Annotated in this window: 22 protein-coding genes; 9 read left to right on the top strand and 13 right to left on the bottom strand. The window is 66.1% G+C overall.

Annotated features, from left to right (window positions below):
- Positions 1–42 precede the first annotated feature (42 nt).
- Complete coding sequence (locus OX462_RS05625; RefSeq protein WP_070289196.1) at positions 43–1,674, bottom strand: alpha-D-glucose phosphate-specific phosphoglucomutase; 1,632 nt, start codon at positions 1,672–1,674, stop codon at positions 43–45.
- Between the two features lie 168 nt (positions 1,675–1,842).
- On the opposite strand from OX462_RS05625, the gene OX462_RS05620 reads away from it, so the two are divergent.
- The 8 genes from OX462_RS05620 to OX462_RS05585 all read left to right on the top strand — a co-directional run bounded on the left by OX462_RS05620 (position 1,843) and on the right by OX462_RS05585 (position 11,616).
- On the top strand, positions 1,843–2,337 hold the full coding sequence (locus OX462_RS05620) for a sigma-70 family RNA polymerase sigma factor (protein ID WP_176741193.1): 495 nt from the start codon (positions 1,843–1,845) through the stop codon (positions 2,335–2,337).
- Between the two features lie 8 nt (positions 2,338–2,345).
- Positions 2,346–3,440: a FecR family protein gene (locus tag OX462_RS05615; RefSeq protein ID WP_409027970.1), complete on the top strand. Its 1,095-nt coding sequence runs from the start codon at positions 2,346–2,348 to the stop codon at positions 3,438–3,440.
- 85 nt (positions 3,441–3,525) lie between these two features.
- A complete protein-coding gene (locus OX462_RS05610) occupies positions 3,526–5,949 on the top strand; it encodes a TonB-dependent siderophore receptor (protein ID WP_409027969.1) in 2,424 nt (807 codons plus the stop codon).
- A 274-nt stretch (positions 5,950–6,223) separates the two neighbouring features.
- The gene (locus OX462_RS05605; RefSeq protein ID WP_409027968.1) at positions 6,224–8,485 is read left to right on the top strand and encodes a TonB-dependent siderophore receptor; all 2,262 of its coding nucleotides are present in this window, start codon (positions 6,224–6,226) and stop codon (positions 8,483–8,485) included.
- A gap of 59 nt (positions 8,486–8,544) precedes the next feature.
- A complete protein-coding gene (locus OX462_RS05600; RefSeq protein WP_409027967.1) occupies positions 8,545–9,291 on the top strand; it encodes a DUF4198 domain-containing protein in 747 nt (248 codons plus the stop codon).
- A gap of 2 nt (positions 9,292–9,293) precedes the next feature.
- Complete coding sequence (locus OX462_RS05595) at positions 9,294–9,629, top strand: DUF3649 domain-containing protein (protein ID WP_409027966.1); 336 nt, start codon at positions 9,294–9,296, stop codon at positions 9,627–9,629.
- Positions 9,626–11,248, top strand: coding sequence for a PepSY-associated TM helix domain-containing protein (locus tag OX462_RS05590; protein WP_409027965.1), 1,623 nt, complete (start codon positions 9,626–9,628; stop codon positions 11,246–11,248). Before OX462_RS05595 ends, OX462_RS05590 begins: the two co-directional genes overlap by 4 nt.
- Positions 11,248–11,616 (top strand): DUF3325 domain-containing protein, encoded by a 369-nt coding sequence (locus OX462_RS05585; protein ID WP_070221888.1) that lies wholly within the window; start codon positions 11,248–11,250, stop codon positions 11,614–11,616. Before OX462_RS05590 ends, OX462_RS05585 begins: the two co-directional genes overlap by 1 nt.
- Here the strand turns inward: OX462_RS05585 and OX462_RS05580 are convergent.
- From OX462_RS05580 to OX462_RS05525, 12 genes are all read right to left on the bottom strand, one after another.
- A complete protein-coding gene (locus tag OX462_RS05580) occupies positions 11,603–13,411 on the bottom strand; it encodes a putative bifunctional diguanylate cyclase/phosphodiesterase (protein WP_409027964.1) in 1,809 nt (602 codons plus the stop codon). The genes OX462_RS05585 and OX462_RS05580 overlap by 14 nt on opposite strands.
- A gap of 168 nt (positions 13,412–13,579) precedes the next feature.
- Complete coding sequence (locus OX462_RS05575; protein ID WP_409027963.1) at positions 13,580–15,208, bottom strand: methyl-accepting chemotaxis protein; 1,629 nt, start codon at positions 15,206–15,208, stop codon at positions 13,580–13,582.
- Between the two features lie 226 nt (positions 15,209–15,434).
- Positions 15,435–16,910, bottom strand: coding sequence for a xylulokinase (xylB, locus tag OX462_RS05570; RefSeq protein WP_409027962.1), 1,476 nt, complete (start codon positions 16,908–16,910; stop codon positions 15,435–15,437).
- Positions 16,911–16,927: 17 nt separating this feature from the next.
- Complete coding sequence (locus OX462_RS05565) at positions 16,928–17,818, bottom strand: AraC family transcriptional regulator (protein ID WP_070289188.1); 891 nt, start codon at positions 17,816–17,818, stop codon at positions 16,928–16,930.
- A 35-nt stretch (positions 17,819–17,853) separates the two neighbouring features.
- Complete coding sequence (locus OX462_RS05560) at positions 17,854–18,990, bottom strand: ABC transporter ATP-binding protein (protein WP_083287619.1); 1,137 nt, start codon at positions 18,988–18,990, stop codon at positions 17,854–17,856.
- A gap of 2 nt (positions 18,991–18,992) precedes the next feature.
- Positions 18,993–20,033, bottom strand: coding sequence for an NAD(P)-dependent alcohol dehydrogenase (locus OX462_RS05555; RefSeq protein ID WP_409027961.1), 1,041 nt, complete (start codon positions 20,031–20,033; stop codon positions 18,993–18,995).
- A 10-nt stretch (positions 20,034–20,043) separates the two neighbouring features.
- Positions 20,044–20,871: a carbohydrate ABC transporter permease gene (locus OX462_RS05550; RefSeq protein ID WP_409027960.1), complete on the bottom strand. Its 828-nt coding sequence runs from the start codon at positions 20,869–20,871 to the stop codon at positions 20,044–20,046.
- Positions 20,859–21,749, bottom strand: a complete 891-nt coding sequence (locus OX462_RS05545; protein ID WP_070289259.1) for a carbohydrate ABC transporter permease — start codon at positions 21,747–21,749, stop codon at positions 20,859–20,861. The genes OX462_RS05550 and OX462_RS05545 overlap by 13 nt, the downstream gene beginning before the upstream one ends.
- Before the next feature lie 120 nt (positions 21,750–21,869).
- A complete protein-coding gene (locus OX462_RS05540; RefSeq protein ID WP_409028730.1) occupies positions 21,870–23,114 on the bottom strand; it encodes an ABC transporter substrate-binding protein in 1,245 nt (414 codons plus the stop codon).
- 172 nt (positions 23,115–23,286) lie between these two features.
- Positions 23,287–23,817, bottom strand: a complete 531-nt coding sequence (locus OX462_RS05535) for a GNAT family N-acetyltransferase (protein WP_409027959.1) — start codon at positions 23,815–23,817, stop codon at positions 23,287–23,289.
- Positions 23,818–23,825: 8 nt separating this feature from the next.
- Positions 23,826–24,344, bottom strand: coding sequence for a GNAT family N-acetyltransferase (locus tag OX462_RS05530; RefSeq protein WP_409027958.1), 519 nt, complete (start codon positions 24,342–24,344; stop codon positions 23,826–23,828).
- A gap of 36 nt (positions 24,345–24,380) precedes the next feature.
- Positions 24,381–25,655, bottom strand: coding sequence for an amidohydrolase family protein (locus OX462_RS05525; protein WP_409027957.1), 1,275 nt, complete (start codon positions 25,653–25,655; stop codon positions 24,381–24,383).
- Between the two features lie 382 nt (positions 25,656–26,037).
- Here OX462_RS05525 and phaP point away from each other — a divergent pair, with 382 nt between their 5' ends.
- Positions 26,038–26,898 (top strand): TIGR01841 family phasin, encoded by an 861-nt coding sequence (gene phaP, locus OX462_RS05520; protein ID WP_409027956.1) that lies wholly within the window; start codon positions 26,038–26,040, stop codon positions 26,896–26,898.
- Positions 26,899–26,993: the final 95 nt, after the last annotated feature.

Raw genomic sequence — 26,993 nt, 5'->3', positions numbered from 1 at the left:
CGCGTGGCGATGCCACGCTAATCCGACCTACGCGCCCTTTTTTTACGTCGTCACCGTCGGCGCGTCGCGCCCCGTGCGTGCGCGGATCTGCGCCACTTGCTCGGCCACGGCGATCAATCCCGCCAGCGCTTGCTGGGTCGGGATGTCATGCTGCGCGGGATCGGCCTCGTAGCGCTCCAGGTACAGGCGCAGGGTGGCGCCCTCGGTGCCCGTGCCGGACAGGCGCAGCACGATGCGCGCGCCGTCCGTCATGACGATGCGGATGCCCTGCTGCGTCGCCACGGAACCGTCGACGGGGTCCGTGTAGCTGAAATCGTCGGCCAGCGCCACCGTGTAGCCATCGAACTGCTGGCCCGGCAAGGCGGCCAGCCGGCCGCGCACGGCCGCCATCAGCTGCGCCGCGCCAGCGCTGTCGATGTCTTCATAGTCGTGGCGCGAGTAGTAGTTGCGGCCATAGGTGGCCCAATGCGCGCGCACGATGTCTTCCACCGATTGTTTTTTCTCCGCCAGCAGGTTAAGCCAGAACAGCACGGCCCACAGGCCATCCTTTTCGCGCACGTGGTTCGAACCCGTGCCGTAGCTCTCTTCGCCGCACAGGGTGGCCATGCCGGCGTCGAGCAGGGTGCCGAAGAATTTCCAGCCTGTCGGCGTCTCGTAGCAGGGGATGCCCAGCGCGCTGGCGACCCGGTCGGCCGCGCCCGACGTCGGCATCGAGCGGGCGATACCCTTCAAGCCCCCACGGTAGCCGGGCGACACGGTGGCGTTGGCGGCCAGGATGGCCAGGCTGTCCGATGGCGTGACGTCGAAGCGCCGGCCGACGATCATGTTGCGGTCGCCGTCGCCGTCCGAGGCGGCGCCGAAGTCGGGCGCATCGTCGCCGGCCATGCGCGCGATCAGTTCCTGCGCGTTGACGGGATTCGGGTCCGGATGGCCGCCGCCGAAGTCTTCCAGCGGCACGCCGTTGATGACGCTGCCCTTGGGTGCCCCCAGCATGCCTTCCAGGATGGCCGTCGCATACGGGCCGGAAACGGCGTGCATGCCGTCAAAGCAGATGCGCAGGCCGCCTGCGAACAGGGCGCGGATGGCGTCGAAGTCGAACAGCTGCTGCATCAGTTCAGCGTAATCAAGCACGGGGTCGATCACTTCGACCGTCATCTGCTCGATGCGCACAGTGCCCAAGGCGTCGAGGTCGATGTCGGCCGCGTCGCTGATGCGGTATTCGGTGAGCGTTTGCGTGCGCGCAAACATGGCTTCCGTGACCTTTTCGGGCGCCGGGCCGCCATTGGAGATGTTGTACTTGATGCCGAAATCGCCATCGGGGCCGCCCGGATTATGGCTGGCCGACAGGATGATGCCGCCGCTGGCGCCATGCTTGCGGATCACGCAGCTGACGGCCGGCGTCGACAAAATGCCGCCCTGCCCCAGCAGCACGCGCGCGTAGCCGTGCGCGGCCGCCATGCGCAGCACCGTCTGGATGGCGGCGCGGTTGTAGTAACGCCCGTCGCCGCCCAGCACCAGGGTCTGGCCGCGGCAGTCTCCCAGCGTGTCGAACACGCTTTGCACGAAGTTTTCCAGGTACTGCGGGGCGCTGAAGACCGCCACCTTCTTGCGCAAGCCGGAGGTGCCGGGCCGCTGGCCCGCCACCGGCGCCGTATTAATAACTTGAATAGCCATCTTGCCTCCCTGTTAACTTCCCATGTTAACCGATGCCGGCCGCCCTACAAAGCGTTGTACGCCTGCCACGGTGCGGCAAGCCGCTTAACGCCGCATCCCCGTATATCGTATAATGAGAATCATTCTCATATGCGGCATTCCTCGCTGCGGACTCAGACATCGGACGCCGTGGTTGCACGCTATTACCAAGAACTGTTGAACTTTTGCTGGCGCAGCTTGCGCAACCGCGAGGCTGCCTTGGACCTGGTGCAGGAAAGCTATGCGCGCGTGCTGGGCGAACAGGCCGTGCGCGAACCGCGCGCGCTGCTGTACCGCACGGCGCGCAACCTGATGATCGACCAGCACCGCCGCGCCGCCCTGCGCCAGCACGAGGAACTTGACGCCCTGCCGGAAGCGGCGCATCCGGCAGGACCGCTGCATTTGCAGCCGGACCAGGCGCTCGAAAGCAGCCAGGACTGGCAAGCCTGCGTGGCCGCCATCGACGCCCTGCCGCCGCGCTGCCGCGACGCCTTCGTGCTGCACGTCTTCGAGGAATTGCCGCACGCGCAGATCGCCGCGCGCATGGGCATTTCCGTGAGCATGGTGGAAAAACATATCGCGCGCGGCATGCTCAGTTGCCGGGCGCAGTTGCTGCAGTTGCATTCCTTGCGGGAAGCCACATAATGGCGCCCATGACCGCCCGCCCGCCCCGCCATGATTTCGGCCCCTCCGCCCAGGACGAGGCGGACTTGCGCGAGTACGCCGACTTTGCCCCCACGCAGGACGGTGTGGCGTTGGCCGCTGCAAGCTGGTTTGGCCGGCGCGGCAACCTCGATGCACAGCAACAAGCCGAGTTTGCCGCCTGGCTGGCGGCCGATGCGCGTCACGCCCAGGAGTATGCGCAGCTCAAAGACACGCACCGCGCCGTGCGCCGGATTCCCGCGCACGTCGCCGCGCGCTGGGCGGTGCCCCAGGCTTCCCCTGCGCCAGTGTCCGCTCCCCGCCGGCACTGGCTGCGCGCCTTGCCGTATGCGGCCGCCGCCATGCTGCTGCTCGGCGTGGGCGCGGGCGGCTACCAGTGGTGGCAGCAACCCACGTTCAGCCAGTCGTATGCCACGGCGCGGGGCCAGCGCCTGGCCGTCGCCCTGCCCGACGGCAGCAAGCTGCAGCTCGACACGGCCACGCAGCTGCACGTCACCGTGTACCGCCAGCGGCGCGAAGTGCGCCTGGCGCAGGGCGAAGCGCTGTTCCAGGTGCAATCAAAGCAAGGGCAGCCGTTCGACGTGCTCAGCGGCCCCTTGACGGTGACGGTGGTGGGTACACAGTTTGCCGTGCGCAACACCCTGGCCCAGGACGGCCAGCTGCGCGTGGCCGTGCAGCATGGCCACGTGCGCGTGGCGGGCGCGCGGCAAGAGCAAGTCGACCTGACGGTCGGCCAGGGCGTCAGCAGCGATGCCGGCGGCCGCCTGTCGGCCGTCGCCAGCCTGGCGCCCGGCAGCGTGGCGCCTTGGCGCGACGGCAGGATCACCTTCGACAACGTGCCGCTGGGCGCGGCGCTGGCCGAGTTCGAGCGCTATGGCGACACGGGCCTGCTCGTGCGCGATCCGGCCGTGGCGCGCCTGCGCATCGGCGGCAGCTTCAGCCTGACCCAGCTCGACCGCTTTGCCGCCGCCCTGCCCCAGCTGCTGCCCGTGCAGCTCGTGCACAGCGGCACTGCCAGCGAGATCCGCATGGCGGCAACAATGCCTGCGCAGGCGCCCGCCATGCATCTGCAACAAAATAAATGAAAATAAGTCGCATTCGCAGGTGAGGATTTTATCCACTGCCGCGTCTACCAGGTGTATCGACAACAAGTAACCTGGAGAATGCCGCATGTGGTCCCCCCGCTTCAATCTGCAACCTGCCCCCCTCGCCTTGGCCGCCATGCTGGCCCTGGGCACGCTCAGCGCCGCACAGGCGCAAACTTTGCCCACCGTCAAACTGTCCATCGCCGCCCAGCCGCTGGGGCAAGCCCTGAATGAACTGGCGCGGCAAGCCAATCTGCAACTGCTGTTTTCGCCCGACCTGGTGGCCGGCAAGACGGCGCCCGCCATCAACGCCAGGCTCAGCGTGCGCGACGGCCTCGATCGTCTGCTGGCCGGCAGCGGGCTGCAGGCTTCGATCGACGGCAATGCGGTCATCATCAAGGCGGCGCCCAAGGCCACGGGCGAAACGGCGACCCTGTCGGAAATCACCGTGACGGCCAATGGCGAGCGCACGGCCACCAGCGAAGGCACGGGCGCCTACACGACGCGCGCCGTGACCCTGGCGGGCGCGGAACGCGCGCTGCGCGACACGCCGCAATCGGTGTCGGTGGTCACGCGCCAGCAGATGGATGACAAGAACCTGTTCACCCTGGACCAGGTGCTGGAGCAAAGCACGGGCCTGACGCGCATGAACCGCAGCTTCGGCTCGCATGAATTCCTGTCGCGCGGCAATGCCCTGTCTTACCTGATCGATGGCATGCCCGGCATTTCCGACAATGCCACGGGCTGGCTGATCCCCGACATGGCCGTGTATGACCGCGTCGAAATCCTGCGCGGTTCGGCCGGCCTGATCGTCGGCGCCGGCACGCCGGGCGGCGTGGCCAACCTGGTGCGCAAGCGCCCGCGCGCCGAAGCCCATGCGGACGTGACGGCCACCGCGGGCAGCTGGAACCAGCGCCGCATCGAACTCGACGCAGGCGCGCCGCTGAACGCGGCCGGTACCGTGCGCGGGCGCGCGCTGGTGGCCTATGAAGACCGCGATTACTTCTATGACGCGGCGCACAGCCGCATGCCCCTGTTCTACGGCATCGTCGAGGCGGACCTCGACGCCGCCACCACCGTGCGCGCCGGCGCGCGCCGCCAGCACACGGTGACGGACGGCTACTGGCTGTTCGGCCTGCCCCGCTACAGCGACGGCGCGACCTTGCCCGTGCGGCGCTCGACGTCGCTGGCGCAGGACTGGAACCGCCACGACGCCACCATCGGTGAACTGTTCGCCGACCTCGAACACCGTTTTGGCGGCGACTGGAAGGCCAAAGTTGCCCTCAACCGCACGTATGGGGCCTTCGACCAGCAGGCGGCCATCGTGCGCGGCAGCATAGCCCCCGCCACGCAGCAAGGGGCGCGCCTGTACTCGGTCAACTACCGCAAGCAGGATATCGTCACCACGGGCCTGGACGCCAACGTGGGCGGCAGCTTCCAGGCCTGGGGCGGCAGGCATGAGGTACTGCTGGGCATGAATGCCTCGCGCGCCGTCACCGACGATCATGCGGCCTCGACCTCGCCCGGCCTGCCCTTCGACGTCTTCCATCCGAACAATACGCTGCTTGCCCGTCCCCCGCATCCGACCTGGGACTCGCTGCCGCACCTGAACGAGCAGCACTACGGCGCCTACGCCAGCACGCGCTGGGAACTGCGGCCTGACCTGCATCTGCTGCTGGGCGGCCGCCTGAGCTGGTTCGACAAGCAGACCACGGGCAAGCTGGAGACCGACCCCGTCAGCCGTTACAAGGAAAGCCGCGAATTCACGCCGTACGCGGGCCTGGTCCTCGACCTCGACAAGCGCTGGTCCGTGTACGGCAGCTACGCCAGCATCTTCCAGCCGCAGAGCCTGTACTACACGCTGGGCGGACAACCGTTGAAACCCGTCGTCGGCGACACCTATGAAGCGGGCGTGAAGGGCGAGCTGTACGACGGCCGCCTGAACGTGGCGCTGGCCGCTTTCCGCATCGACAAGCGCGACACGGCCGTGTACGACGAGGCCAGCAACGACGATTGCCTGAAGTGGGACGTGACGGGCAGCTGCTACCGCAATGGCCGCCCCATCCGCAGCACGGGCATCGACGCGGACGCCAGCGGCGAAGTGCTGCCGGGCTGGCAGCTGTCGTCCGGCTACACCTACAATATCGCGCGCGGCGAAGGCGACGAAACGCCGCCCACCGTCACGCCCAAGCACATGCTGCGCGTATCGACCAGCTACCGCCTGCCCGGCGCCTGGAACCACTGGACGGTGGGCGGCGGCGTCTCGGCGCAAAGCGGTTATGTCTACCGGGCCGATGACAATCCCGACGTGCGTTTCCGCAATGGCGGACGCGCGGTGTGGGACGCGCGCGCCGCGTATATTTTCAACCGCCACTGGAGCGCCAGCCTCAGCATCGCCAATGTAACGGACAAGACCTACTGGGCCGCCACGGGTGAATTGCGCCGTGGTAACTACTTCGGCGAACCGCGCAACATCATCCTCACCGTGCGCTACACGCCGGCGCTGTAAGCGCCCGCGCAGCCAGCATCGCGCGCCACGGCCGCCCCCAGTACCGGGCGGCCGTGCGCGTTTACAACATCGCACTCTTGCATGTCTCACAACCCCGCACTATAATAAGAATAGTTCTCATTCACATTTAGACTCGCCAGAGTCTGCACGCAGTCGCCTGACTGCCATATGGCTGGATGACACGCTGCGCCAGCCAGGCCACACCGCCAAGCAAGCCTCCCCTACCAAAAACGCCCGCCGTCCGACGGCGGGCATGCGAGAAGAAGGATGTTTCATGGCGCGAGCAGTTTCGCTGGCCGGCATGGTGGCCGGCCCGTTTTCCCCAACCGTTGGCAATACCGCCCTGCGTCCGCTGGCCGCCGCCGTGCAGGCGGCATTGCTGGCGGCGGCCCTGGGCGCAGGCACGGCCCTGGCCGCCGATACGAGCGCCAAGCCGGAGGAAGCCACCCTGAGCGAAATCAAGGTGCAAGCCCAGCAAGACAAGGCATCGACGGAGCACACGGGTTCCTACACGACAAGGGAAATGGCCACGGCCACGCGCATGGGCCTGTCGATGCGCGAAACGCCGCAATCGATTTCCGTGGTGACGCGCCAGCGCATGGACGACATGGGCTTGAACAGCCTGGCCGAGGTGCTGGTGCAGTCGACGGGCGTGACGGTGCAGGAAAACGACAGCGAACGCACGAGTTTTTCCGCGCGCGGCTTTTCCATCGGCAATTATCAGATCGACGGCGTGGCCGTCAATTCCGGGTCGAATGCGCTGTTCGACACGGCCATCTATGACCGCATCGAAATCGTGCGCGGCGCCACGGGCCTGGTCAGCGGCAATGGCGACCCGTCGGCCACCATCAACATGCTGCACAAGCGTCCCGGCAAGGAATTTTCCGCCTCGGCCGGCCTGACCGTCGGTTCCTGGCGCAAGGTCCGGCTCGAAGGCGACATCAGCGCACCGCTGAATGCGGACGGCAGCATCCGCGGAAGAGTCGTGGTGGCCGGCCAGAACCGCCATTCCTACATGGACCTGTACAAGGAACGCAAGCTGGCGGGCGCCGTCATCGTCGAGGCGGATCTGACGCCGGCAACGTTGCTCACGGCCGGCATCGACTATCAAAAGAACACGCCGAAAGGCACGAGCTGGGGCACCACGCCCCTGTTCTTCGCGGACGGCACGCCGGCCAACATGCCCCGCTCGTTCAATATGGCGGCCAAGTGGAGCAGCTGGGAACGCGAGTTCCAGAACAAGTACGTCTACCTCGAGCACCGCTTCGCCAGCGACTGGAAGCTCAAGGCCGCCTACGGGCGCCTCGACAGCTCCTCGAACGGCAAGCTGTTCTACGGCGGCAGCGGCTATCCGAAACGCGACGGCAGCGGCCTGGAAGTCTGGAGCGGCGCCTTCCCCTACGAGGAAAAGCAGGACAATTTCGACCTGTCGGCCAATGGCAGCTTCCCCCTGTTCGGCCGCCGGCACGACCTGGTGCTGGGCGTGAACGGCTGGAAGCGAAAGGGCACGACGAATGAAACCTTGCTGCCCGATCCGCTGCCGTTCGCCACCACCATCCCCGACTTCCGCAACTGGACGGGCGACGTGCCCGAGCCGGCGCTCACGCGCACGGGCGCGCGCGACGTCGCCACCACGAAACAGTCGGGCGCCTTCATCGCCACGCGCATCAACGTCGCCGACAGCGTCAAGGTGCTGGCCGGCGCGCGCGTGTCGAAGTGGGAAACGTATAACGACCGTTACGACACCCAAGGCCGTTTTGTGAAGCGCAGCTCCGCGTATAAAACAGACGACGTCGTCACGCCGTATGCGGGCCTGGTGCTCGACGTGAGCAAGAGCACGTCGCTGTACGCCAGCTATACCGACCTGTTCAAGCCGCAAAACCTGAAGGACAAGAACAACGCCTTCCTCGACCCGATCACGGGCAGCAACGTGGAAGCGGGCGTGAAGAGCGAATTCCTCGACGGCGCCGTCAATGCCTCGTTCGCCGTGTATGAGGCCAAGCAGGACAATCTGGGCGAGGAAGACAAGTCGGTGCCGCCGACCTTCGTGCTGCCGGACGGCAGCCGTCCGTATATATCGACGGGCAAGGGCACGAAAAGCAAAGGTTACGAAGCGGAAGTGTCGGGCAGCCCCTTGCGCGGCTGGCAGCTGTTCGCAGGCTACACGCACAGCAGCTCGAAGACGGGCAAGGGCGTGGTGACCAACACCATCCAGCCGACCAACATGCTGCGCGTCTCGACCACCTACCGCCTGCCGGGCGAGCTGCAAAATCTCACCATCGGCGGCGGCTTGAACTGGCAGAGCGAGATCTGGACGATGGCCACCCTGCCGAACAAGAGCAAGATCCGCGTCAGCCAGGGCAGCTACGTGCTGGCCAACCTGATGGCGCGCTACCAGATCAGCCCGAAACTGTCGGCCAGCCTGAACGTCAACAACCTGTTCGACAAGACGTATTTCCGCCGCGTGGGCTTCTATAACGGCGGCTATTACGGCGAGCCGCGCAACGTGGCGCTGAACCTGCGCTACCAGTACTGATGCACCGCCGGCCGCTTTTTCCACTCACATAACAAGATAAGCAAGATAAGGGATACACCATGCACATCGCTTCCATCGCGCGCCCCGGCGCCCTCGCCACCGCCCTGCTGGGCGCGGCCCTCGCCTGCGGCAGCGCCAGCGCGCACCAGATCTGGCTGCAGCAGGACGGCAAGGCGGCCAGCGTGTACTTCGGCGAATTCGGCGACAACCTGCGCGAAGCGTCGCCCGGCCTGCTGGACAAGTTCAGCATCAAGAACGTGACGTGGCTGTCGGCCAAGGGCGCGCAGCCGCTGCAGGCGAGCAAGACGGCGGGCGCCTTCCTCCTCAATGGCAAGGTGGGCGCCGGCGAAAGCATCATCGTCGAGGAAAACGCCTACCCGTCGTGGGAAGAGAAAAAGGAGGGCAAGACCACGCGCACCGTGTGGGTGCCGGCCGCGCGCCTGATCGCCGACGGCAAGGCGCAAGCACCCGCGCTGACCCTGGACCTGGTGCCGACCGGCACGCCGGGCCAGTTCCAGGTCAGCTACCAGGGCAAGCCGCTGGCGCAGGCCAAGGTCAACGCCGTGGTGCAGTCGGGCTGGGGCAAGGAAGCGTGGAGCGATGCGCAAGGCCTGGTCAGCTTCGCGCTGCCCTGGCAAGGCACGTATGTGCTGGAAGTGCAGCACACGGACAAGACGGCAGGACAGCGCGGCGCGCAAGCGTATGACAAGGCCATGTTCGTGACCACCCTGAGCCTGGTGCAGCCGCACGGCGCCACGCCGCTGCCGGCCGGCCCGGCCCAGCCGCCGAGCAAGGATCACGACTGACCATGCAAGCGCCTGCCATCATTAAAATGCCGCGCCTGCGGCTCTCCGCCGGGGTCATGTACCGCCTCGGCGTGGCGTCGCGCAGCGTGGCCGCCATCGCTGGCGGCTACGTGCTGGCCGCACTGGTCACCATGCTGCTGTCGGTGAGCCTGCCCATGGCCCGTTCCGAAGCCGTCATGACGGCCACCCTGCTGTCGTTTGCCATCTACACCTGCGCCGTGATGTGGGTCTTCGCCACGCGCAGCGCCCTGCGCGCGTGGCTGGGTCTCCTGATTCCGGCCGCCGTCATCGCCGCCATCCTGCAGTCAATGGGCGCACTATCCTGGAGTCTCGCATGAAAGAAGGTTTCCGCCAGTCGATGGCATGGCTGCACACCTGGTCCGGCCTGCTCGTCTGCTGGATCCTGCTGCTGGTGTTTTGCGCCGGCACGGCCAGCTACTACCGCAATGAAATCACCTTGTGGATGCAGCCCGAGCTGCACGGCGCCGCCGCCAGCGAAGTGAGCACCGAGGAAGCGGCCAAGGTCGCGCAGCAGGCGATGGAAGAGCGGGCCGAAGGCGCCACGCGCTGGTTCATCAGCTTGCCCGGCGAGCGCAGCCCCGCCACGCAGCTGGGCTGGAGCAAGCCGTCGCAACCGGGCGAAAAGAAACGCGGACGGCGCGGCAATTTTCATAGCGAAAAAGCCGACCCGGCCACGGGCCAGGTGCTATCGAAGCCGCGCGAGACGCGCGGCGGCGAATTCCTCTACCGCCTGCATTTCGACCTGCACTACATGTCGGCCATCTGGGGCCGCTGGATCGTGGGTTTCTGCGCCATGTTCATGTTCGTCTCCATCATCAGCGGCATCGTCACGCACAAGCGCATCTTCAAGGACCTGTTCACCTTCCGGCCGAAAAAGGGCCAGCGCTCATGGCTCGACGCGCATAACGTGACGGCCGTGCTGGCCCTGCCCTACCACATCATGATCACCTACACGGGCCTGGTCACCCTGATGTTCCTGTACATGCCGTCCGGCGTCACGGCCGCCTACAAGGGCGACCAGGACGCCTTCTTCGCCGAAGCCTTCCCGGGCCGCTCGGGCGACAGCAAGCCGGCCGGCGTGACCGCGCCGCTGACGCCGCTCGCGCCCCTCGTGCGCCAGGCGGAACAGCAGTGGGGCGGCAAGGTCGAGCGCATCTCCGTCAACCATCCGGGCGACGCCAACGCCACCATCACGCTGACGCGCGCCGGCGGACGCGACATGTCGTCGAAGCAGCCATCGATGGAATTCGATGGCGTGTCCGGCAAACTGCTGTCAAGCGATGGCGAGGCGCAGCCTGGCGCGGCCGCCACGCAAGGCGTGATGGTCGGCCTGCACGTCGCGCATTTCGGCGGACCGCTGCTGCGCGCCCTGTTCTTCCTCTCCGGCCTGGCCGGCTGCGCCATGGTCGCCACGGGCGCCCTGCTGTGGGCCGTCAAGACGCGCCAGAAGCAGGCCAAGGCGCTGGCCGCCGGCAAGCGCGCCAGCTTCGGCCTGCGCCTGGTCGAAGCGCTCAACATCGGCGCCATCGCCGGCATCCCGATCGCCTTCGGAGCCTACTTCTGGGCCAACCGCCTGCTGCCGGCGGCGATGGAGGAGCGCTCGAAAGAGGAAATCGCCTGCTTCTTCGGCGCCTGGGCCCTGGCCGCCATCATCGCCCAGCTGCGCCCGTCGCGTGCCATGTGGCGCATGCAGCTGGCCGCCGGCGCCTTCCTGCTCGCGGCGCTGCCCGTGCTGAACGTCTTCACCACCCATTCGCACCTGGGCGTGACCCTGTTCCTGGGGCGCGGCCCCGTGGCGGTGGCCGCCTTCGACCTGGTGGTGCTGGTGCTGGGCCTGGGCCTCGCGTATGCGGCGTTCAAATTGAAACCGCTGCCCGTGAAAGCCTCCAAACCAGCACCGGCCAAGCCGGCGCCGACGACGATGGAGGCCGCTTGATGGAACTGTTAGCCAATTTCCTCGTCTTCGCGCTGTGCTACGCGGGCCTGTCTTCGCTGTGCCTGGCCATGGACCGCCACTACGCCGACCTGCACGGGCGCGGCGCCGAACCGCCCGCCCCGCTGCGCCGCCGCCTGCAGTGGACGGGCTGGCTGGCGCTGGCGGCCGGCCTGGCCTGGGCCATGCACATCGCCGGCGGCGGCTATGGCCTCGTCTACTGGGTCGGCAGCCTGACGGGCTGCGGCTTGCTGCTGATCTGGCTGCTGCCGTATGCGCCGCGCCAGGCCATGCGCCTGGCGCGCGTCATCGGCGGCGCGGCCGTGCTGGCCGCCGTGCTGCTGGCGGCGCTGTCCGTCAGGCCGGGCTAGGCGACTTGAGCAGCGCCTCGATGCCTTCGGGCGCCATGGCGCGGCCGAGAAAATAGCCGAACGCCTCGTCGCAGCCCATCTCGGCCAGCAGTTCCAGCTGCTCGCCGCTTTCCACGCCGCCGGCGATGGTGCGCAGTCCGAGCGTGCGCGCCATCGCCACGATGGCGCGCACCATGGCGCCATCGCCGCCCGGCTTGTCCAGGTCGTCGATGAAACACTTTTCGATCTTCACGGCATCCGTGGGAAAGCGTTTCAGGTAAGTGAGCGAAGCGTCGCCCGTGCCGAAATCGCTGATGGCAATCGCCATGCCCAGCTGGCGGAACTGGCGCAGTATCAGCTCGCAGTTCTGGTTGCTGTCGATCAGGATGCCGGCGGCGATTTCCAGTTCGATGCAATGGCCCGGCACGCCGGCCGCCTGCAGCGCGGCGGCGAAATTGCGCGCGATATCGCGCTGGTAGAACTGGCGCGCCGACAGGCTGACGGACACCGTCAGCATCTGCCCCTGCGCAATCCAGCCGCGCGCCTGCTCCACGGCCGTGGCCAGCACCCAGGCGCCCACCGGCAGGATCAAGGCGCTTTCCTCCAGCACCGGCAAGAAGTCGAGCGGCATCATCAAGCCCAGTTCCGGGTGCTTCCAGCGCAGCAATGCCTTCACGCCCGTGATCCTGCGCGTCTTCAAGTCCATGCGCGGCTGGTAGAACAGGGCGAATTCATCGCGTTCGAGCGCGTGGCGCAGGGCCGTCTCGAGGATGGTGCGCGAATACGACTGCGTCTGCATGCGCGGCGCATAGCGCTGGCAAGTACCGGGTGCGTGGCGCTTGGCCGCATACATGGCCAGGTCGGCCTTTTCGATCAGCGCATTGACGTCGTCGTCGTCGTCCGGATACAGGGCCACGCCCACGCTGGCCGCCACCGACAGGCTGTACTCGCCGATGACGAAGGGCGCGGCGATGGCGGCGACGATCTTTTCGGCCACCCGTTCGGCATCGTGCGCCGTGCGCAGTTCCGTCAGCAGGATGATGAATTCGTCGCCGCCCTGGCGCGCCACCGTATCGACCTTGCGCACGCACTGCTGCACCCGGCGCGCGAACTCCGTCAGCACCTGGTCGCCCACGTCGTGCCCCAGGCTGTCGTTGATGGATTTAAAACGGTCGATGTCGACAAACAGCACGGCCAGCAAACCCTGGTGGCGGCGCGCGTAGGCGATGCCGTGCTCGAAGCGGATCTGGAAATGCAGGCGGTTCGGCAGTCCCGTCAAGCCATCGTGGTGGGCGATGAATTCCAGCTGCTGCTCGGCGCGCCTGCGGGCCGACACATCGTGCAGCAGCAGCACCGCGCCGCCCTGCGCCAGCGGCGCGCAGCTGTACTGCACGTCGATGCGCTTGCCGTCGAGATGGCGCAGCAGCACGGCGCCGCGCGCCACTTCCAGCACCTCCTGCCGCGCCACGCAGTCGCGCACCTGGCGCGCCGCATCGATGGGCGTGCCGTCATGGAACAGCGGCAGCAGCCCGGTCACGGGCTGGCCCAGGCCAGCGTCGCCCAACAGCCCGCCCATGGCGCTGGCGCGGGGATTCAGATACTGCACCACGCCGTCGTGGTCGGTGCCGATGACGGCCGCCGGCAAGGCGTGCAGCAGCGCCAGCGCCTCCGCCATGCGCCGCGCCTGCGCCGCCTGCAGCACCGCGCCGGTCGCATGGCGCATGCGCCACGTGCGCGCCGCGCGCCACTGGCAGGCCAGCAGCACGGCGAGCACCATGGTCAGGGTCAGGCACAGCGCCAGCAGCAGCGCCGTCATGCGTCACCCGGCAGGCGGAACGTAGGGAACATGGTTTTCCTTTGCAACGCGCGCCATGCGGCCGGGCGCAGATACATGCTGAAAGGAAATAGTATAAGAATTTTGGCGCGATATTTGCCTGATCGGGTGCCGCTTGACTGGCATCAAGCGGCGCAGGGCACGCCGGCTTCAGGCCAGCGACAGCTTTCGCGCCAGGGCGGCGCCGGCCGATGCGCCCACGCCGGGCGTGCCGTGCAGCTTGAAGATGCTGACGGCGTCGGCCAGGCTGGCCGCCTGCTGCTGCAGCGCGTCCGCGGCGGCGGCGGCCTGCTCCACCAGGGCCGCGTTCTGCTGCGTCACGCCATCCATCTGGCTGATGGCGATGCTGATCTGCTCGATGCCGTCGCGCTGTTCCACGCTGGCCACGGCGATCTCGCCGATGATGGCGTTCACGCGCTGCACGCTGCTCACCACCTCATCCATTGTGCGCCCGGCCTGGCCGGCCAGCACGCTGCCCTCTTCCACCGTGCGCACGGATTCGCCGATCAGCTGCTTGATTTCCATGGCCGCCGCGGCCGAGCGGTGCGCCAGGCTGCGCACTTCGCTGGCCACGACGGCGAAGCCGCGTCCCTGCTCGCCCGCGCGCGCCGCTTCCACAGCCGCATTCAGGGCCAGGATATTCGTCTGGAAAGCGATGCCGTCGATGACGCCGATGATGTCGACGATGCGCTTCGAAGAGGCATTGATATGGTTCATGGTCTGCACCACCTGCGCCACGGCCGCGCCGCCGCGCTGCGCCACGTCGGACGCGCCGCCGGCCAGCTGGCGCGCCTGGTCGGCGTTGTCGTTATTCTGCCGCACGGTGGTGGTCAGCTCGATCATCGAGGCGGCCGTTTCTTCCAGCGAACTGGCTTGTTCTTCCGTGCGCGACGACAGGTCCATATTGCCGCTGGCAATTTCACCGGACGCCAGGGCGATGGCGTCCGTGCCGACGCGCACCCTGCCGACGATGGCGGCCAGATTGCCGCTCATCGCTTTCAGCGCACGCAACAGGTCGCCGATTTCATCGCGGCTGCCGCCGGCCACCACGGCGCGCAGGTCGCCGGCCGCCACTTGCTGGGCGATGCCGACGGCCGCGCCCAGCGGCACCGTGATGCTGCGGATCAGCCACCACACGGTGACGCTGCCGACGACCAGGGTCACCAGCACGGTGACGAGCATGGCGATGCTGGCGCTGCGGTGCGCGGCGTCATCCTGCTCCTTCATTTGCGCCATCAGGCCGTGCGACTGCTTGCCGATGGCCGCGACGATGGCGTCGATCTGCCGCGTCGGTTCGCGGTCCATGCCCTTGACCAGCGCATCGACCGTCTGGGCGCTGTCGGCGCGCGCGCCGTCAAATTTTTGCAGCGCCGCCAGGTAGCTCACGCCCAGCGCATCGTGCGCCTGCAGCGCACGCTCGACGGGCGCGGTATCGAGTTTCAATGCCTCCATCATGGCCTGCAGGCCTTTCAATTCCTTGCGCGTCTGCGCGCCGCTGGCGACGAACGCTTCGCGGTAGCGCTGGAAGGCGGCCGCGTCGCCGCCGCGCAGCAGGATGTTTTTCCATTCCTGCACCTGGATCTTGAATTCCACCTGCGCGCTGCGCGCCGCGTCGACGGCTTCCGTCAGTGCCACGGAGCGCTGCATGGCTTCGTTGCTGCGCGCGCTGGCCGCGTCGAGCGCGCTCCAGCCGCGTGCGCCGACGAACACCAGCGCAAGAAAGAAGAAGGCGCCCAGCAGACCCAGGCGGACGGAGATTTTCAGATTCGCGAGTTGCATATGTTTCTCCCGGCGGCAAGAACAGGATGGCAACAAAGGCGTCGCCAAATCTATCCAATTCCCACCAAACAGGGAAATCATGCGGCCCGCCCCGCGAAAAACCAAGCGGCGCTTTCGCTAGAGAAACACTTTCAACATAGAAACAACAAATTACACGGGAAGATTGACTGTCTGGCCATATTCCCGCCGACGCAGCATGGCCGGGCCGGCAATCTTGCCGGCCCCGTCAGCGCGTTGCCGCCGCCGCCCCCGCGAATTCTTCGCGCAACAGCGGATACAAACGCCGGTAGCGCGCCAGACGTTCGTCCAGCACACCGGAGGCCTGCGGCGCCACCGTTTCCTGCACGGCCGGGCGCGTGCACACTTGCGCAGGCGGCAAGCCCGTCGCCGCCATCTGCGCCAGGCGCGCCGCGCCCAGGGTGCCGCCGGCCACGCCGTGATCGTGGCGCAGCACGTGCAAGCCCGAGGCATTTGCGCACAGCTGGGCCCAGAAGCGGCTGCGCGAGCCGCCGCCGACGAACGACACTTCCTTCAGATGCGTGCCGGCGCTGCGCAGGGCCGCATTGCCGTCGGCCATGGCAAAGGCCACGCCTTCCATCACGCTGTAGGCCAGTTCCGCGCGCCCGTGTTCCGTCGACAATCCGAAAAACACGCCGCGCGCGGAAGCGTCGTTGTGCGGCGTGCGCTCACCGCTCAAATACGGCAGGAAGACGGGGGCCGTGCGCGCCTCGACGTTTTCCGCCAGCGTCACCAATTCGCCGATGTCGTTCGACTGCGTCAGCCGCGCCACCCAACTGAGGCTGGACGCGGCGCTGAGGATCACGCTCATCTGGTGCCAGCGCTCGGGCAGGCAATGGCAGAACGCGTGCACGCCCTGGCCCGGATTAGGCGCGAAGCCGTCGCTGCCGGCGAACAGCACGCCCGAAGTCCCCAGCGACAGCAGGCCGGCACCCGGCTCCACCACGCCCAGGCCGACAGCCGCCGCGGCGTTGTCGCCCGCGCCGCCGGCCAGCACGACCGCGTGCGCAATGCCCCATTCCTGGCACAGCGAGGGGCGCACCTGCGCGGCGGCATGGCTGCCTTCGACCAGGCGCGGCATGTGCTCGCGCGTGAGGCCCGTGGCGGCCAGCATGCGTTCGGACCAGTCGCGTTTGGCCACGTCCAGCCACAGGGTGCCGGAAGCGTCGGACATGTCGGACACATACTCGCCCGTCAGGCGCAGGGCCACGTAATCCTTGGGCAGCAGGACCTTGGCCGTGGCGCGGAACAGCGATGGCTCGTACTTTTGCAGCCACAGCAGCTTGGGCGCCGTGAAACCGGGCATGGCCTGGTTGCCCGTGATGGCGCGCGACTCGGGCACCAGCGCCTCGAGTTCCACGCATTCGGCAAAGGCGCGCGTGTCGTTCCACAGCATGGCCGCGCGCAGCACGTGCTGCTGCTTGTCGAGCAAGGTGGCGCCATGCATCTGGCCCGACAGGGCGATGCCGCGCAAGCCGGAAAACGCCACCGGCTGCGCGGCGCGGATGGCGGCGATCACGTCCAGCGTGGCATGCCACCAGTCTTCGGGATTCTGTTCCGACCAGCCGGGATGGGGGCTGGAGACGCGCAGGGTCACGCCGCTGCTGGCAAGGATGGTCTGCGCGTCATCGGTGAGGATGGCCTTGACTTCGGAAGTGCCGATATCGATACCGAGATAAGTCATTTGATTCCAAAAGAGAGTTAAGAATGGCCGTCGCCGGACGGCTCGGGCATGTTCATCAGCAGGCAGGAGCGGAACTTGGACGGCGACATCTGCTTGTGCGCCAAAAACTGGCGGTTGAAATTGGAAAGGTTGTTGAAGCCCGTGCGGTAGCAGATATCGGTGACCTTCATGTCCGTGTTCATCAGCAGCTCGCAGGCCAGCGCGATGCGCTCCTGGTTCACGTATTGAATGAACGAGGTGCCCGTATGCTTGCGAAAAAAGCGCGTGAATTTCAAGGTGTTCATCTCCGCCACGTCGGCCACGTCCTGCTCGCAAAAATCGAGCGTGATGTTCTGCTTGATGTAGGCGAGCACCAGGTTGATGGTCGACGACATGTAGCGGCCCGCCTGCGCCAGATAGGTCACGCTGGCCAGGGGCCGCCGCTCGCGGCACTCGCACAGCTCGCCGAACAAACGCGTAAACAGTTCGACCCGGCGCAAGCCCTGCGCCGTCGTCAATTCCTTCATCAGCGGCACCAGGCGCAGGCCCAGCGCATCGGGAAATTGCAAGCCCCTGGCGGCCTCGCCCAGCAGGCTTTTCAGGGGCGCCATTTCCGGGAACAGCAGCGCGCAACGTTCGATGAAATCGCTGGAAAACTGCAGCACCAAATCGCGCTCGGGCAGGACCACGCCTTCCGGCAGTTCGCTGACCCAGTTATGCGGCAGGTTCGGCCCTGTCAGGATCAGATTGCCCGCCCCGTAACTGCCGATATGGTCGCCGATAAAAAATTTGCCGTTCGATGTGATGATGAAGTGCAGTTCGTACTCGGGATGAAAATGCCATTTCGCCACGGTGTGCGGAAAGCCGTGCGCCCACGCGCGAAACGATTCGTGGATCGGTTTGTGGATCAGTTCCAGGTCAGGCGTCACGGCAGTTCCCTTGCGCGGTCTCGTTGCCAGCTATTCTAACCACTTACCTGAGTACCGACCGCCACGGCCAGCCCGCTGTCGGCGTCGAACAGGTGCATGTGCTCCTCGTCGAAGGCCAGCGCCAGGGTCTGCCCCACCTGCGCCGCGCTGTTGGCCGCATTCGCCGGCAGCAGGGCCGACAGGCTCAAGGCGCCGCACTGGAAGCTGATCAGCGCTTCGGCCCCCAGCAGCTCGACCAGGTCGATCACGCACGCCAGGCCATGCGTACCTGACGGCTGCTGCGTTTGTGCCTGCGCTTGCGCCGCGCGCAAGTGGTTCGGGCGCAGGCCGAAGACCACGCGCGCACCCGCCTGCAGCGCTGCGAAGCGGGGCGACGTCAATGGCCAGCGGTAGCCGGCGCACACGAGCAGCGTTTGCCCGCCGTCTTTTTCGACGACGCCATCGATGAAGTTCATGGCCGGCGTGCCGATGAAGCCAGCCGCGAACAGGGTGCGCGGATGGTTGTACAGTTCCGCCGGCGTGCCGATCTGCTCGATATGCCCGCCCTTCATCAGCACCACCCTGTCGGCCAGAGTCATGGCCTCGAGCTGGTCGTGCGTGACGTACAGGGTGGTGGTGCGCAGACGCCGGTGCAATCGCTTGATGTCGGCGCGCAGCTGCGCGCGCAGCTTGGCATCCAGGTTTGACAGCGGTTCGTCGAACAGGAACACCTGCGGCGTCTTGATCATGGCGCGCGCGATGGCCGTGCGCTGCTGCTGGCCGCCCGACATGGCGCGCGGCTTGCGCTCCAGCAGGCTGTCCAGGCTGAGGATGGCCGCCACCTCGCGCACGCGGCGCTCGATCTCGTCGTTCGGCACCTTCAGGCGGCGCAGGCCGAAGGCGATATTGTCGTACACCGTCATGTGCGGATACAGCGCGTAGTTCTGGAACACCATCGCCACGTTGCGCGCGCGGGGCGGCAAATCGTTGACGATGGCGCCGCCGATGTGCAGCTCGCCGCCGCTGATGTCTTCCAGGCCCGCGATCATGCGCAGCAGGGTCGACTTGCCGCAGCCCGAAGGCCCCAGCAGGACGATGAATTCGCCGTCGGCGATCTCCAGGTCGAACGGCTGCAGCACGGCCGTCTTCTGGTCATAGGTCTTGTGCAGCTGCCTGCAGGCGATATTTGCCATGATCAGTCTCCTGCCAGTTCGATTTGTATCTTGACGTCGCGCGGATGGCCCTGGGCCGCTTCCTCGAACGCCTGCACGCCGTCGGCAAAGCCGAAGGTGCGCGAAATGAAGGGTTTCACGTCGATCTTGCCCGAGGCGAGCAAGGCGATGGCGCGCGGGAAGATGTTCGCGTAGCGGAACACCGACTCGATGCGCACTTCCTTGGCCTGGATGGCGACGATATCGAAAGGCACCTTATCCGGCGGCATGCCGACCAGCACCAGGCAGCCGTTCGGGCACAGCAAGTCGACGATGTGCTCGTAGGCGCGCATGCTGCCGCTGGCCTCGAAGACGATGTCGGCGCCCCAGCCATCCGTCAGCACGCGCACCGTGTCGGCCAGGCTGGCCTGGCGCACGTCGACCGTGGTCACGGCCGCGTTATCGGCGAACAGGGCCAGCTTTTCCGGCACCAGGTCGGCCAGGATCACGCGCGAGCAGCCGCCCGCCAGCGCCGCCAGCGCAGTCATCGCGCCAATGGTGCCGGCACCGATGACCACCGCCACGTCGCCCGGCTTGATGGCCGCCTTCTTGGCCGCCTGCAGGCCGATGGCCAGCGGCTCGACGATGGCGCCTTCGCCGAAGCTGACGTTGTCGGGCAGCCTGAAGGTGAATGCGGCAGGATGCACGACGTACGGCGTGAGGCAACCGTGGATGGGCGGCGTGGCCCAGAAGCGCACGGCCGGGTCCAGGTTGTACAGGCCGCGCATGGTGGCCGGCGAATCGAACTGCGGCACACCCGGCTCCATGCAGACGCGGTCGCCCGCTTTCAAATGCGTCACCTCTCCCCCTACTTCCGCCACCACGCCGGACGCTTCGTGGCCGAGCACCATCGGCGCTTCGACGGCGAAGGGGCCGATCTTGCCATGTTTGAAGTAATGCACGTCGCTGCCGCAGATGCCGACAGTATGAATCTTGATCTTCACGTCGCGCGGGCCGACGACGAGCGGCATGTCGATGTCGCGCAAGGTGATTTTTTCCGCCTGTTCCAGTACGAGTGCTTGCATGATGAATTCCTTATTTATGTTTGAGCATGGAGTTGAGCAGCCGTCCCAGGATGCCGACGAACAGCAGCGGCGGCAGCGCCAGCAGCACGGTGGAAGCGTTCACCACGCCCCATGGCACTTCCTGGCCCATCGAGGTAAACGCCGACGCCACCACGGGCAGGGTCATGCTTTTCGACGAGGTGAGCGCCAGCGCGATCATCAGTTCATTCCAGACCAGCACGAAGCTGAAGACGATGCCGCCCATCAGGGTCTTCGACGCCACCGGCAGGGCCACGTGCCAGAACACCTGGTAAGGACCGTAGCCGTCGAGCGCGGCCGCTTCCTCGATCTCCTTCGGGATGCGGGCAAACGCGGGAATCGACAGCCAGATGATGGTCGACAGGGTCACCAGCAGATACGTCACCACCATCGACAGGCGCGAGTCGTACAGGCCCAGGTCGATCCAGATCGAGATCAGCGGAATGGCGACGGCCACGGGCGGCAAAAAGCGCAGGGACAGCAGGAAGAACTGGATATCCTTCTTCGCCGGAATCGGATAGCGGGCAATCGCATACGCGGCCGGCACACCGAGCACGGCGCCGGCAAGCACGGCCACGCCGACGATGGCCACGCTGTTGCCCAGTCCCGTGAGTACCTCGGGGCTGGCCAGCACCTGCTGGTAGTTGGCCAGGGTCGGGCTGAAGAAAAAGCGCGGCACGGGCGTGACGATGTCCATCAGCTCCTTGAAGGAATTGAGCACGGCCCACAGGATGGGAAACAGCGCCACCAGGATAATCACGGTGGTGATGGCGGTGGTGGTGACGGCGCCAACGCCGCGCGTCAAAGTCAGTTTTCCCATTTGGCGACCCGCTTCCAGAGTAAAGTGAAAATAACAGTCGTGGCCAGCATCATCAGCACGGCCATGCTCGATGCGTACGACACCTTGCCCATCAGGCCGATGCCTTGCGCGTACGCATACATGTCCAGCGTTTCGGTGGAGATGCCGGGGCCGCCCTTGGTCATCACGTAGATCAGGTCGAACGAGCGCAGCGACTCGACCATCTTGATGAACACGAGGCTCATGATCGGTACCTTCAGCATCGGCAGCGCGATGTAGGCATACACCTGGAGCGTGCTGGCGTAATCGAGGCGCGCCGCTTCCAGCGGTTCGGCTGGCAGGGTTTCCAGCAGCTTCAGGATGACGGCGCCGAAGAACAGGCCCCACTGCCAGATATCGACCAGCGCCACCGCGTACAGGGCCGTGGCCGGGTCGGACAGCAAGGCCGTGCCGCCCAGGCCCACGCATTCGAGCAGCCAGTTGAGGATGCCCATCAGCGGCGAATACATGAACTTCCAGATGAAGGCGGCCGACACGCGCGGCAGCAGCACGGGCACGATCAGCAGCAGCGCGAGAAGATCGCGCGTGCGTCCCTTGACTTTCTCGAACAGGAACACGGCCAGCAGCACGCCGACGAGCAGCGAGCCGGCCACGGTGACCACTTCCCAGATGGCCGATACCTGCACGGCATTGAGGAAGCGGCGGTCGCCGAACAGGCGGATGAAATTGGCGAAGCCGACGTAGTCGCTGTCGCTGTAGCGCAGCACGCGGTTTTGCAGGGCCAGGTTGATGGCGGCGATGCTGGGCACCAGGCCCAGTACCAGCAGGACCAGCAGCGGCAGCGTCAGGAACACGGCCGGCAGCCAGGTGTGGCGTTTCTTGCGGATGGTATGCGGCATGGTCATAGCTTTCAAACGAGAACGGACAAGCGCTGGCGTTACCCCAAAAGCAAGAGCTGGGGTCAGACCCGTCGGGTCTGACCCCTGGTTTTAGCTGGTGGAGTCGTTGGCGATATGGGCTTATTTACGCTTGCTGGCCCGCTGCATCACTTCCGTCGCGTACTCGTTGGCCTCATCGAGCGCGCTTTGCACGTCGCCGCGCGTGCCCGTAAACACCTCCTCCAAAACTACGCCCAGGTTGTCGCCGATGTCCGGCCACTCGGGGCTGGGCCAGATGGTGACGCGCGAGACGGGCGTGGTGTCCGTCAGGCCCGCCTGGATCTGCGGCTTGACGTGCTTGCGGAAGTACTCGCTGGCGATGGTGCTGCTGCGGTTGTAGTCGCTGAAGACGTTGTCCTTCAGGCGCGCCTGTTCCTGCTCCTTGCCCGTGGCCCAGGCGATGAACTTGCCGGCCGCCTGGCGCGTGCATTCATCCTTCGCGCCCGTGGCGGAGATGGCCAGGCCGTGGCCATACGCGGCCGATGGCAGCGGCGATGGCGGGCGCACATAGCCTACCTTGTCGACCACCGAGGATTTTTTCGGGTCTTCCATCCAGTCGGCGAACGGCGTCGATTCGATCATGAAGGCCACCTTGCCCGACCTGAATGCTTCGAGCGCATTGCTCCAGTCGTAGGTGGCGCCGCCCGGCGGCGAATACTTGAACAGTTCGCGGTACAGGGTGGTGGCTTTCACGGCCTGCGGCGAATTGAAGGCCGGCACGCCATTGTTTTCCCACTTGCCGCCGGCAGCCAGCATGAACGGCGCCCAGCGCCACACATTCATGCCCGAGCCGCGCTGGCCCCGCGCCGCCCAGCCGTACACGTTCGGCGGGTTGTTGAGTTTTTTCACGGCGGCGACCAGTTCGTCGAGCGTCTTCGGCACGGCGATGCCGGCCTTTTCCAGCAGGTCGCGGCGGTAGAACAGGAAGTCGCTGCCGCCGATCAGGGGCGCGAAATACGCCACGCCCTTGTACGAGGCGACGGCGCGGCGGCCCGGCAGGAAGTCGTCGTAGTCGGCGTCCTTGGGCAGGTATTTGAGCAGGGGAACGACCCAGCCGGCCGTGGCGAATTCGGCCACGTTGGCTTCGTCGATGTAATAGATCTGGTAGGAGCCGGCCTTGGTGGAAGCGTCGAGCCTGGCCTTGGAGCGGCGATCGTTTTCGCCGAAATAGCTGATCTGCACCTTGGTGCCGTTTTTCTTTTCATACTCGGCCAGGGTCTTTTCCATCACAGTCAGGCCCAGGCTTTTTTGCGCCAGCACCTTGAGGACGGGCACCGAGCAGCTTTGCGCCGATGCCGCCGGCATCGATGCACAGGCGGCGGACATGACGCCGCCCCATGCAATAGCAGTAACGATTTTCATCACGAGTCTCCAGTTTTTATAGTCCGGCGGTTTTCCACCGGTATGCCAACTATAAAAACAAAGCCCGCGCGCCACCACTACAAAAGCGGCCAGATTTTAAATACTATTTTTCAGCCTGACGATACGCCTTGTCCATTCAATCCAGACGAAAATCGCGGCGGTAGACATTCGTATCCCTACCATCGGGCTGGCGGCGCGTAAAGCGCTCGAAGCGCAGTCCCAGCTTGTTGAGCAGATTGATCGACGCCTGGTTCTGCAGCGACGTGATGCCGTACAGGGTGGGCAGGCGCAGCACGTGCTGCGCATGCCGCACGATGGCCGCCGTCGCCTCCCAGGCGTAGCCCTGGCCCCAGTAGGCGGGACGCATGGCGTAGCCGATATCGGGGCCGGGCAGGCTGTCGCGGCGCACCAGGCCGGCCATGCCCACCGGCACGCCGTCGCTGCGGCGCTCGACGATGTACAGCGAATAGCCATGATCGCGGAACTGCGCCATCGGTCCCGACTCCAGCGCGGCGCGGGCCGCTTCCAGCGTGTCGATGTTGCGCTGGCCGATATTGGCGATCCACGACGGGTCGTTGACCAGCTCCATGTAGAAGGCCGCATCGTCCAGGGCGGCGGTGCGCAGGCGCAGACGGGGCGTCTCGATGACGGTAATCGGCTCTGTCATGGCGCCGCTCATGCCGGCCACTGCATCGGGTCGGTCAGCAGCTGGTACATCACATAGGCGTCGACATAGCCGAGCTGCGCATGGCGGTAGGCCAGCGGCAGGGTGGCGACCACCGTGAAACCCAGCTTTTTCCACAGGGTGACGGCGGCCAGGTTGGTGCTGACGACGAAGTTGAACTGCATCGCCAGGTAGCCCGCGCGGCGCGCCTCTTCCATGCAGTGCACGCCCATCAGGCGGCCCACGCCCACGCCTTGCGCGGCGGGATCGACCATGAACGAGGCATTGGCCACGTGCGATCCATGGCCCGGCTGGTTCGCCACCAGCTTGTACATGCCCAGCAGGCGCTCGCTGCCCATCACGGCGACGAAGCTTTGCACGCCGGGACCGAACCAGTAGGCGTGGCACTCTTCGCGCGTGGTCCCGGCGGGGAATGTATAGGTGTCGCCAGCGGCCACCAGGACCTGGAAGATGGCCCACATGGCGTCGAAATCGCCTTCATTGGCCGGACGGATATCAATTTCTTTCAAGGCGGTGCTCCCGATAACAAGTGATGGTCGATTGTATCAGCGCCCCAGGCGGAAGTTCACACTCTCGGGCCGCCCCGGCAGATGCAGGCGCGATTGCGCGCGCGGCGCCTCGCTGACGACTTTCCCGCGGCGCAGCACCAGGCGCCGCGCCGCGCGCAGGCGCAGCGCTTCCACCGTGGAGCCGCAATCGAGGATCAGCAAGTCCGCATGGCAGCCGGGCGCGATGCCGTAGCCGTCCAGGCCCAGGATGCGCGCCGGCGTCTCCGTCACGGCCAAAAAACACTCGTGCATCGCCTGCTGGCCCGTCATCTGCGCCACGTGCAGTCCCATGTGCGCCACTTCCAGCATGTCGCCGGAACCGAGGCTGTACCACGGGTCCATCACGCAGTCGTGGCCGAAGGCGACGGGAATGCCCGCGGCCAGCATCTCGGGCACGCGCGTCATGCCGCGCCGCTTCGGATACGTGTCGTGACGCGCCTGCAGGGTGATGTTGATGAGGGGGTTGGCGATGGCCGCCACGCCCGCCTCGCGGATCAGGGGCAGCAGTTTGCTCACATAATAATTGTCCATCGAATGCATGGACGTCAGGTGCGAGCCCGTCACCCTGCCCTGCAGCCCCAAGCGCTGGCTGTGGAAGGCCAGGGTTTCGATGTGGCGCGACAGCGGGTCGTCCGATTCGTCGCAATGCATGTCGACCATCAAGCCACGCTCGCAGGCGAATTCGCACAGCAGGCGCACGGATTCCGCGCCGTCGGCCATGGTGCGCTCGAAATGCGGGATGCCGCCCACCACGTCGACGCCCATGGCGATCGCGCGTTTTAGATTATCGAAGGCGCCGGGACTGCGCAGGATGCCGTCCTGCGGAAAGGCCACCAGCTGCAAATCGAGATACGGCGCCACTTGCCGCTTGACGTCGAGCAGCGCTTCGACGGCCAGCAGGCGCGGGTCGCAGATATCCACGTGCGAGCGGATCGCCAGCAGGCCGCGCGCCACGGCCCAGTCGCAATACTGCAGGGCGCGTTCGACCAGCGCGTCCTGCGTCAGTTGCGGTTTCAGCTCGCCCCACAGGGCGATGCCTTCGAGCAGGGTGCCGGAGGCGTTGACGCGCGGCAGGCCATAGCTGAGCGTGGCGTCCATGTGGAAGTGGGCGTCGACGAAGGGCGGCGTGACGAGGTCGCCGGCGGCGTCGATCTCTTGCACGCCCGTCACGGGCAAGGCGGGGCCGACGGCGGCGATGCGGCCGCCCTCGATGGCGATATCGATGGCGCGGCGCCCGTCGGGCAGGCTGGCATTGCGGATGACTAGGTCCATGCGGACACTCCTTCGGTTGACGACTGTGTCTGGTGTTTCAGTGAATGATCATTTACATATTTCTCGCGGATGTTGCAGTGCAAGAAACAAGGCACTGGCAAAAGCGTAGCCATAGATTCCTTGGCAGCGCTTTGCGCGCGCGCAAACTTCCCGCAAATGCCGCCAGGCGCATGAATAGCGCAAAACATACGGCGCACGCCCTTGAGAAAATAACTTTCAACTAACTCGAATCACCGCTAGAATATTCATATTGCGTTGCATCATAAAAAGTCTATGATCAGCTATTCAGCACGCTACCCACTTTACAAAACGCGGCCAACTCTGGTTTTCGGGATTTTGCAGAGCGTTTTGCCAGCATTTTAATCCGTACAAAGGAGTAAATATGTTTCCGCTTCCTGAACAATTTTCCAGCGCCGCCAAGTCGCAACTGGAAAGCCAGCTGCAAATCTTCAGCCTTCTGACCAGCAAAGTCTTTGAAAGCGCCGAAAAAATCATCGCCCTGAACCTGAACGCCGGCAAGGCCGCCATCTCGCAGACGGCGGAAACGGCGCAGCACCTGCTCGTTACGCAGGACCCGCGCGACTTCTTCAGCTACAGCACCAGCCAGGCGCAGCCAAGCATCGAGAGCGTGCTGGCCTACAGCCGCCAGCTGTTCGGCATCGCCTCGGGCACGCAGGCGGAATTGCTGGCCTCGGCCAAGGCCCGCCTCGATGCGGTCGCGCCAGCCGCCGCAACGGCCCCGGCTCCTGCCGCAGCCAAACCTGTCCTGGCCGTCGCGGCGCCCGCGCCTGCCGCTGCGCCTGCACCAGCACCAGCACCGGCCGCGGCGCCTTCCCCCGTTGCCGCCAAGCCTGCTGAAGTAGCCAAACCTGCCGCCGCCCCGGCAGCCAAACCGGAAGCAGCACCTGCCAAGGCGGCCGAGAAGGTCGCCGACAAGCCCGCCGCCAAAGCGGTGGAAGCCAAGCCGGCGGCCAAACCGGCAGCCAAGCCTGAAGCAGCCAAGCACGCAGCGGCACCAGCGAAAGCCGCCGCGCCAGCCCCCGCCAAGCCAGCCGCGAAGTCATTTCCTTCGAGCAAACCCGCCGCCAAGCCGGCCAGCACCGCCGGCAAGACCGTGGCCAGGGCCGCCGTGCAGCACGCCGCTGCGCCAGCGGCCAAGCCGGCAGCCAAGGCAGCGCCCAAGGGCACGCCATCGAAACAGCTCGACATGCTGGGCGGCGGCAAAGGCAGCGGCCGCAAGTAAGCCGCGCGCACGGCACTGACGCAGCAAAACAACGGGCTACGGCCCGTTTTTTGCGTGCTCGTCCACAGCGCGCTTTTCCGCCTTGTTGTATCCTA

Origin of the sequence: Janthinobacterium aestuarii, from assembly GCF_046113285.1 — a bacterium.
Taxonomy (GTDB): domain Bacteria; phylum Pseudomonadota; class Gammaproteobacteria; order Burkholderiales; family Burkholderiaceae_D; genus Janthinobacterium.
Note: the sequence above shows the minus strand (reverse complement) of the source record. Positions and strands in the feature narration are given on the sequence as shown.

Coding starts and splice junctions, on each gene's coding strand:
- OX462_RS05575 (WP_409027963.1), bottom strand. CDS start 15,208: ATGCAACTCGCGAATCTGAAAATCTCCGTCCGCCTGGGTCTGCTGGGC.
- OX462_RS05525 (WP_409027957.1), bottom strand. CDS start 25,655: ATGGACCTAGTCATCCGCAATGCCAGCCTGCCCGACGGGCGCCGCGCC.
- OX462_RS05600 (WP_409027967.1), top strand. CDS start 8,545: ATGCACATCGCTTCCATCGCGCGCCCCGGCGCCCTCGCCACCGCCCTG.
- xylB (WP_409027962.1), bottom strand. CDS start 16,910: ATGACTTATCTCGGTATCGATATCGGCACTTCCGAAGTCAAGGCCATC.
- OX462_RS05550 (WP_409027960.1), bottom strand. CDS start 20,871: ATGGGAAAACTGACTTTGACGCGCGGCGTTGGCGCCGTCACCACCACC.
- OX462_RS05585 (WP_070221888.1), top strand. CDS start 11,248: ATGGAACTGTTAGCCAATTTCCTCGTCTTCGCGCTGTGCTACGCGGGC.
- OX462_RS05555 (WP_409027961.1), bottom strand. CDS start 20,033: ATGCAAGCACTCGTACTGGAACAGGCGGAAAAAATCACCTTGCGCGAC.
- OX462_RS05540 (WP_409028730.1), bottom strand. CDS start 23,114: ATGTCCGCCGCCTGTGCATCGATGCCGGCGGCATCGGCGCAAAGCTGC.
- OX462_RS05595 (WP_409027966.1), top strand. CDS start 9,294: ATGCAAGCGCCTGCCATCATTAAAATGCCGCGCCTGCGGCTCTCCGCC.
- OX462_RS05560 (WP_083287619.1), bottom strand. CDS start 18,990: ATGGCAAATATCGCCTGCAGGCAGCTGCACAAGACCTATGACCAGAAG.
- OX462_RS05605 (WP_409027968.1), top strand. CDS start 6,224: ATGGCGCGAGCAGTTTCGCTGGCCGGCATGGTGGCCGGCCCGTTTTCC.
- OX462_RS05625 (WP_070289196.1), bottom strand. CDS start 1,674: ATGGCTATTCAAGTTATTAATACGGCGCCGGTGGCGGGCCAGCGGCCC.
- OX462_RS05610 (WP_409027969.1), top strand. CDS start 3,526: ATGTGGTCCCCCCGCTTCAATCTGCAACCTGCCCCCCTCGCCTTGGCC.
- OX462_RS05580 (WP_409027964.1), bottom strand. CDS start 13,411: ATGACGGCGCTGCTGCTGGCGCTGTGCCTGACCCTGACCATGGTGCTC.
- OX462_RS05545 (WP_070289259.1), bottom strand. CDS start 21,749: ATGCCGCATACCATCCGCAAGAAACGCCACACCTGGCTGCCGGCCGTG.
- phaP (WP_409027956.1), top strand. CDS start 26,038: ATGTTTCCGCTTCCTGAACAATTTTCCAGCGCCGCCAAGTCGCAACTG.
- OX462_RS05590 (WP_409027965.1), top strand. CDS start 9,626: ATGAAAGAAGGTTTCCGCCAGTCGATGGCATGGCTGCACACCTGGTCC.
- OX462_RS05615 (WP_409027970.1), top strand. CDS start 2,346: ATGACCGCCCGCCCGCCCCGCCATGATTTCGGCCCCTCCGCCCAGGAC.
- OX462_RS05535 (WP_409027959.1), bottom strand. CDS start 23,817: ATGACAGAGCCGATTACCGTCATCGAGACGCCCCGTCTGCGCCTGCGC.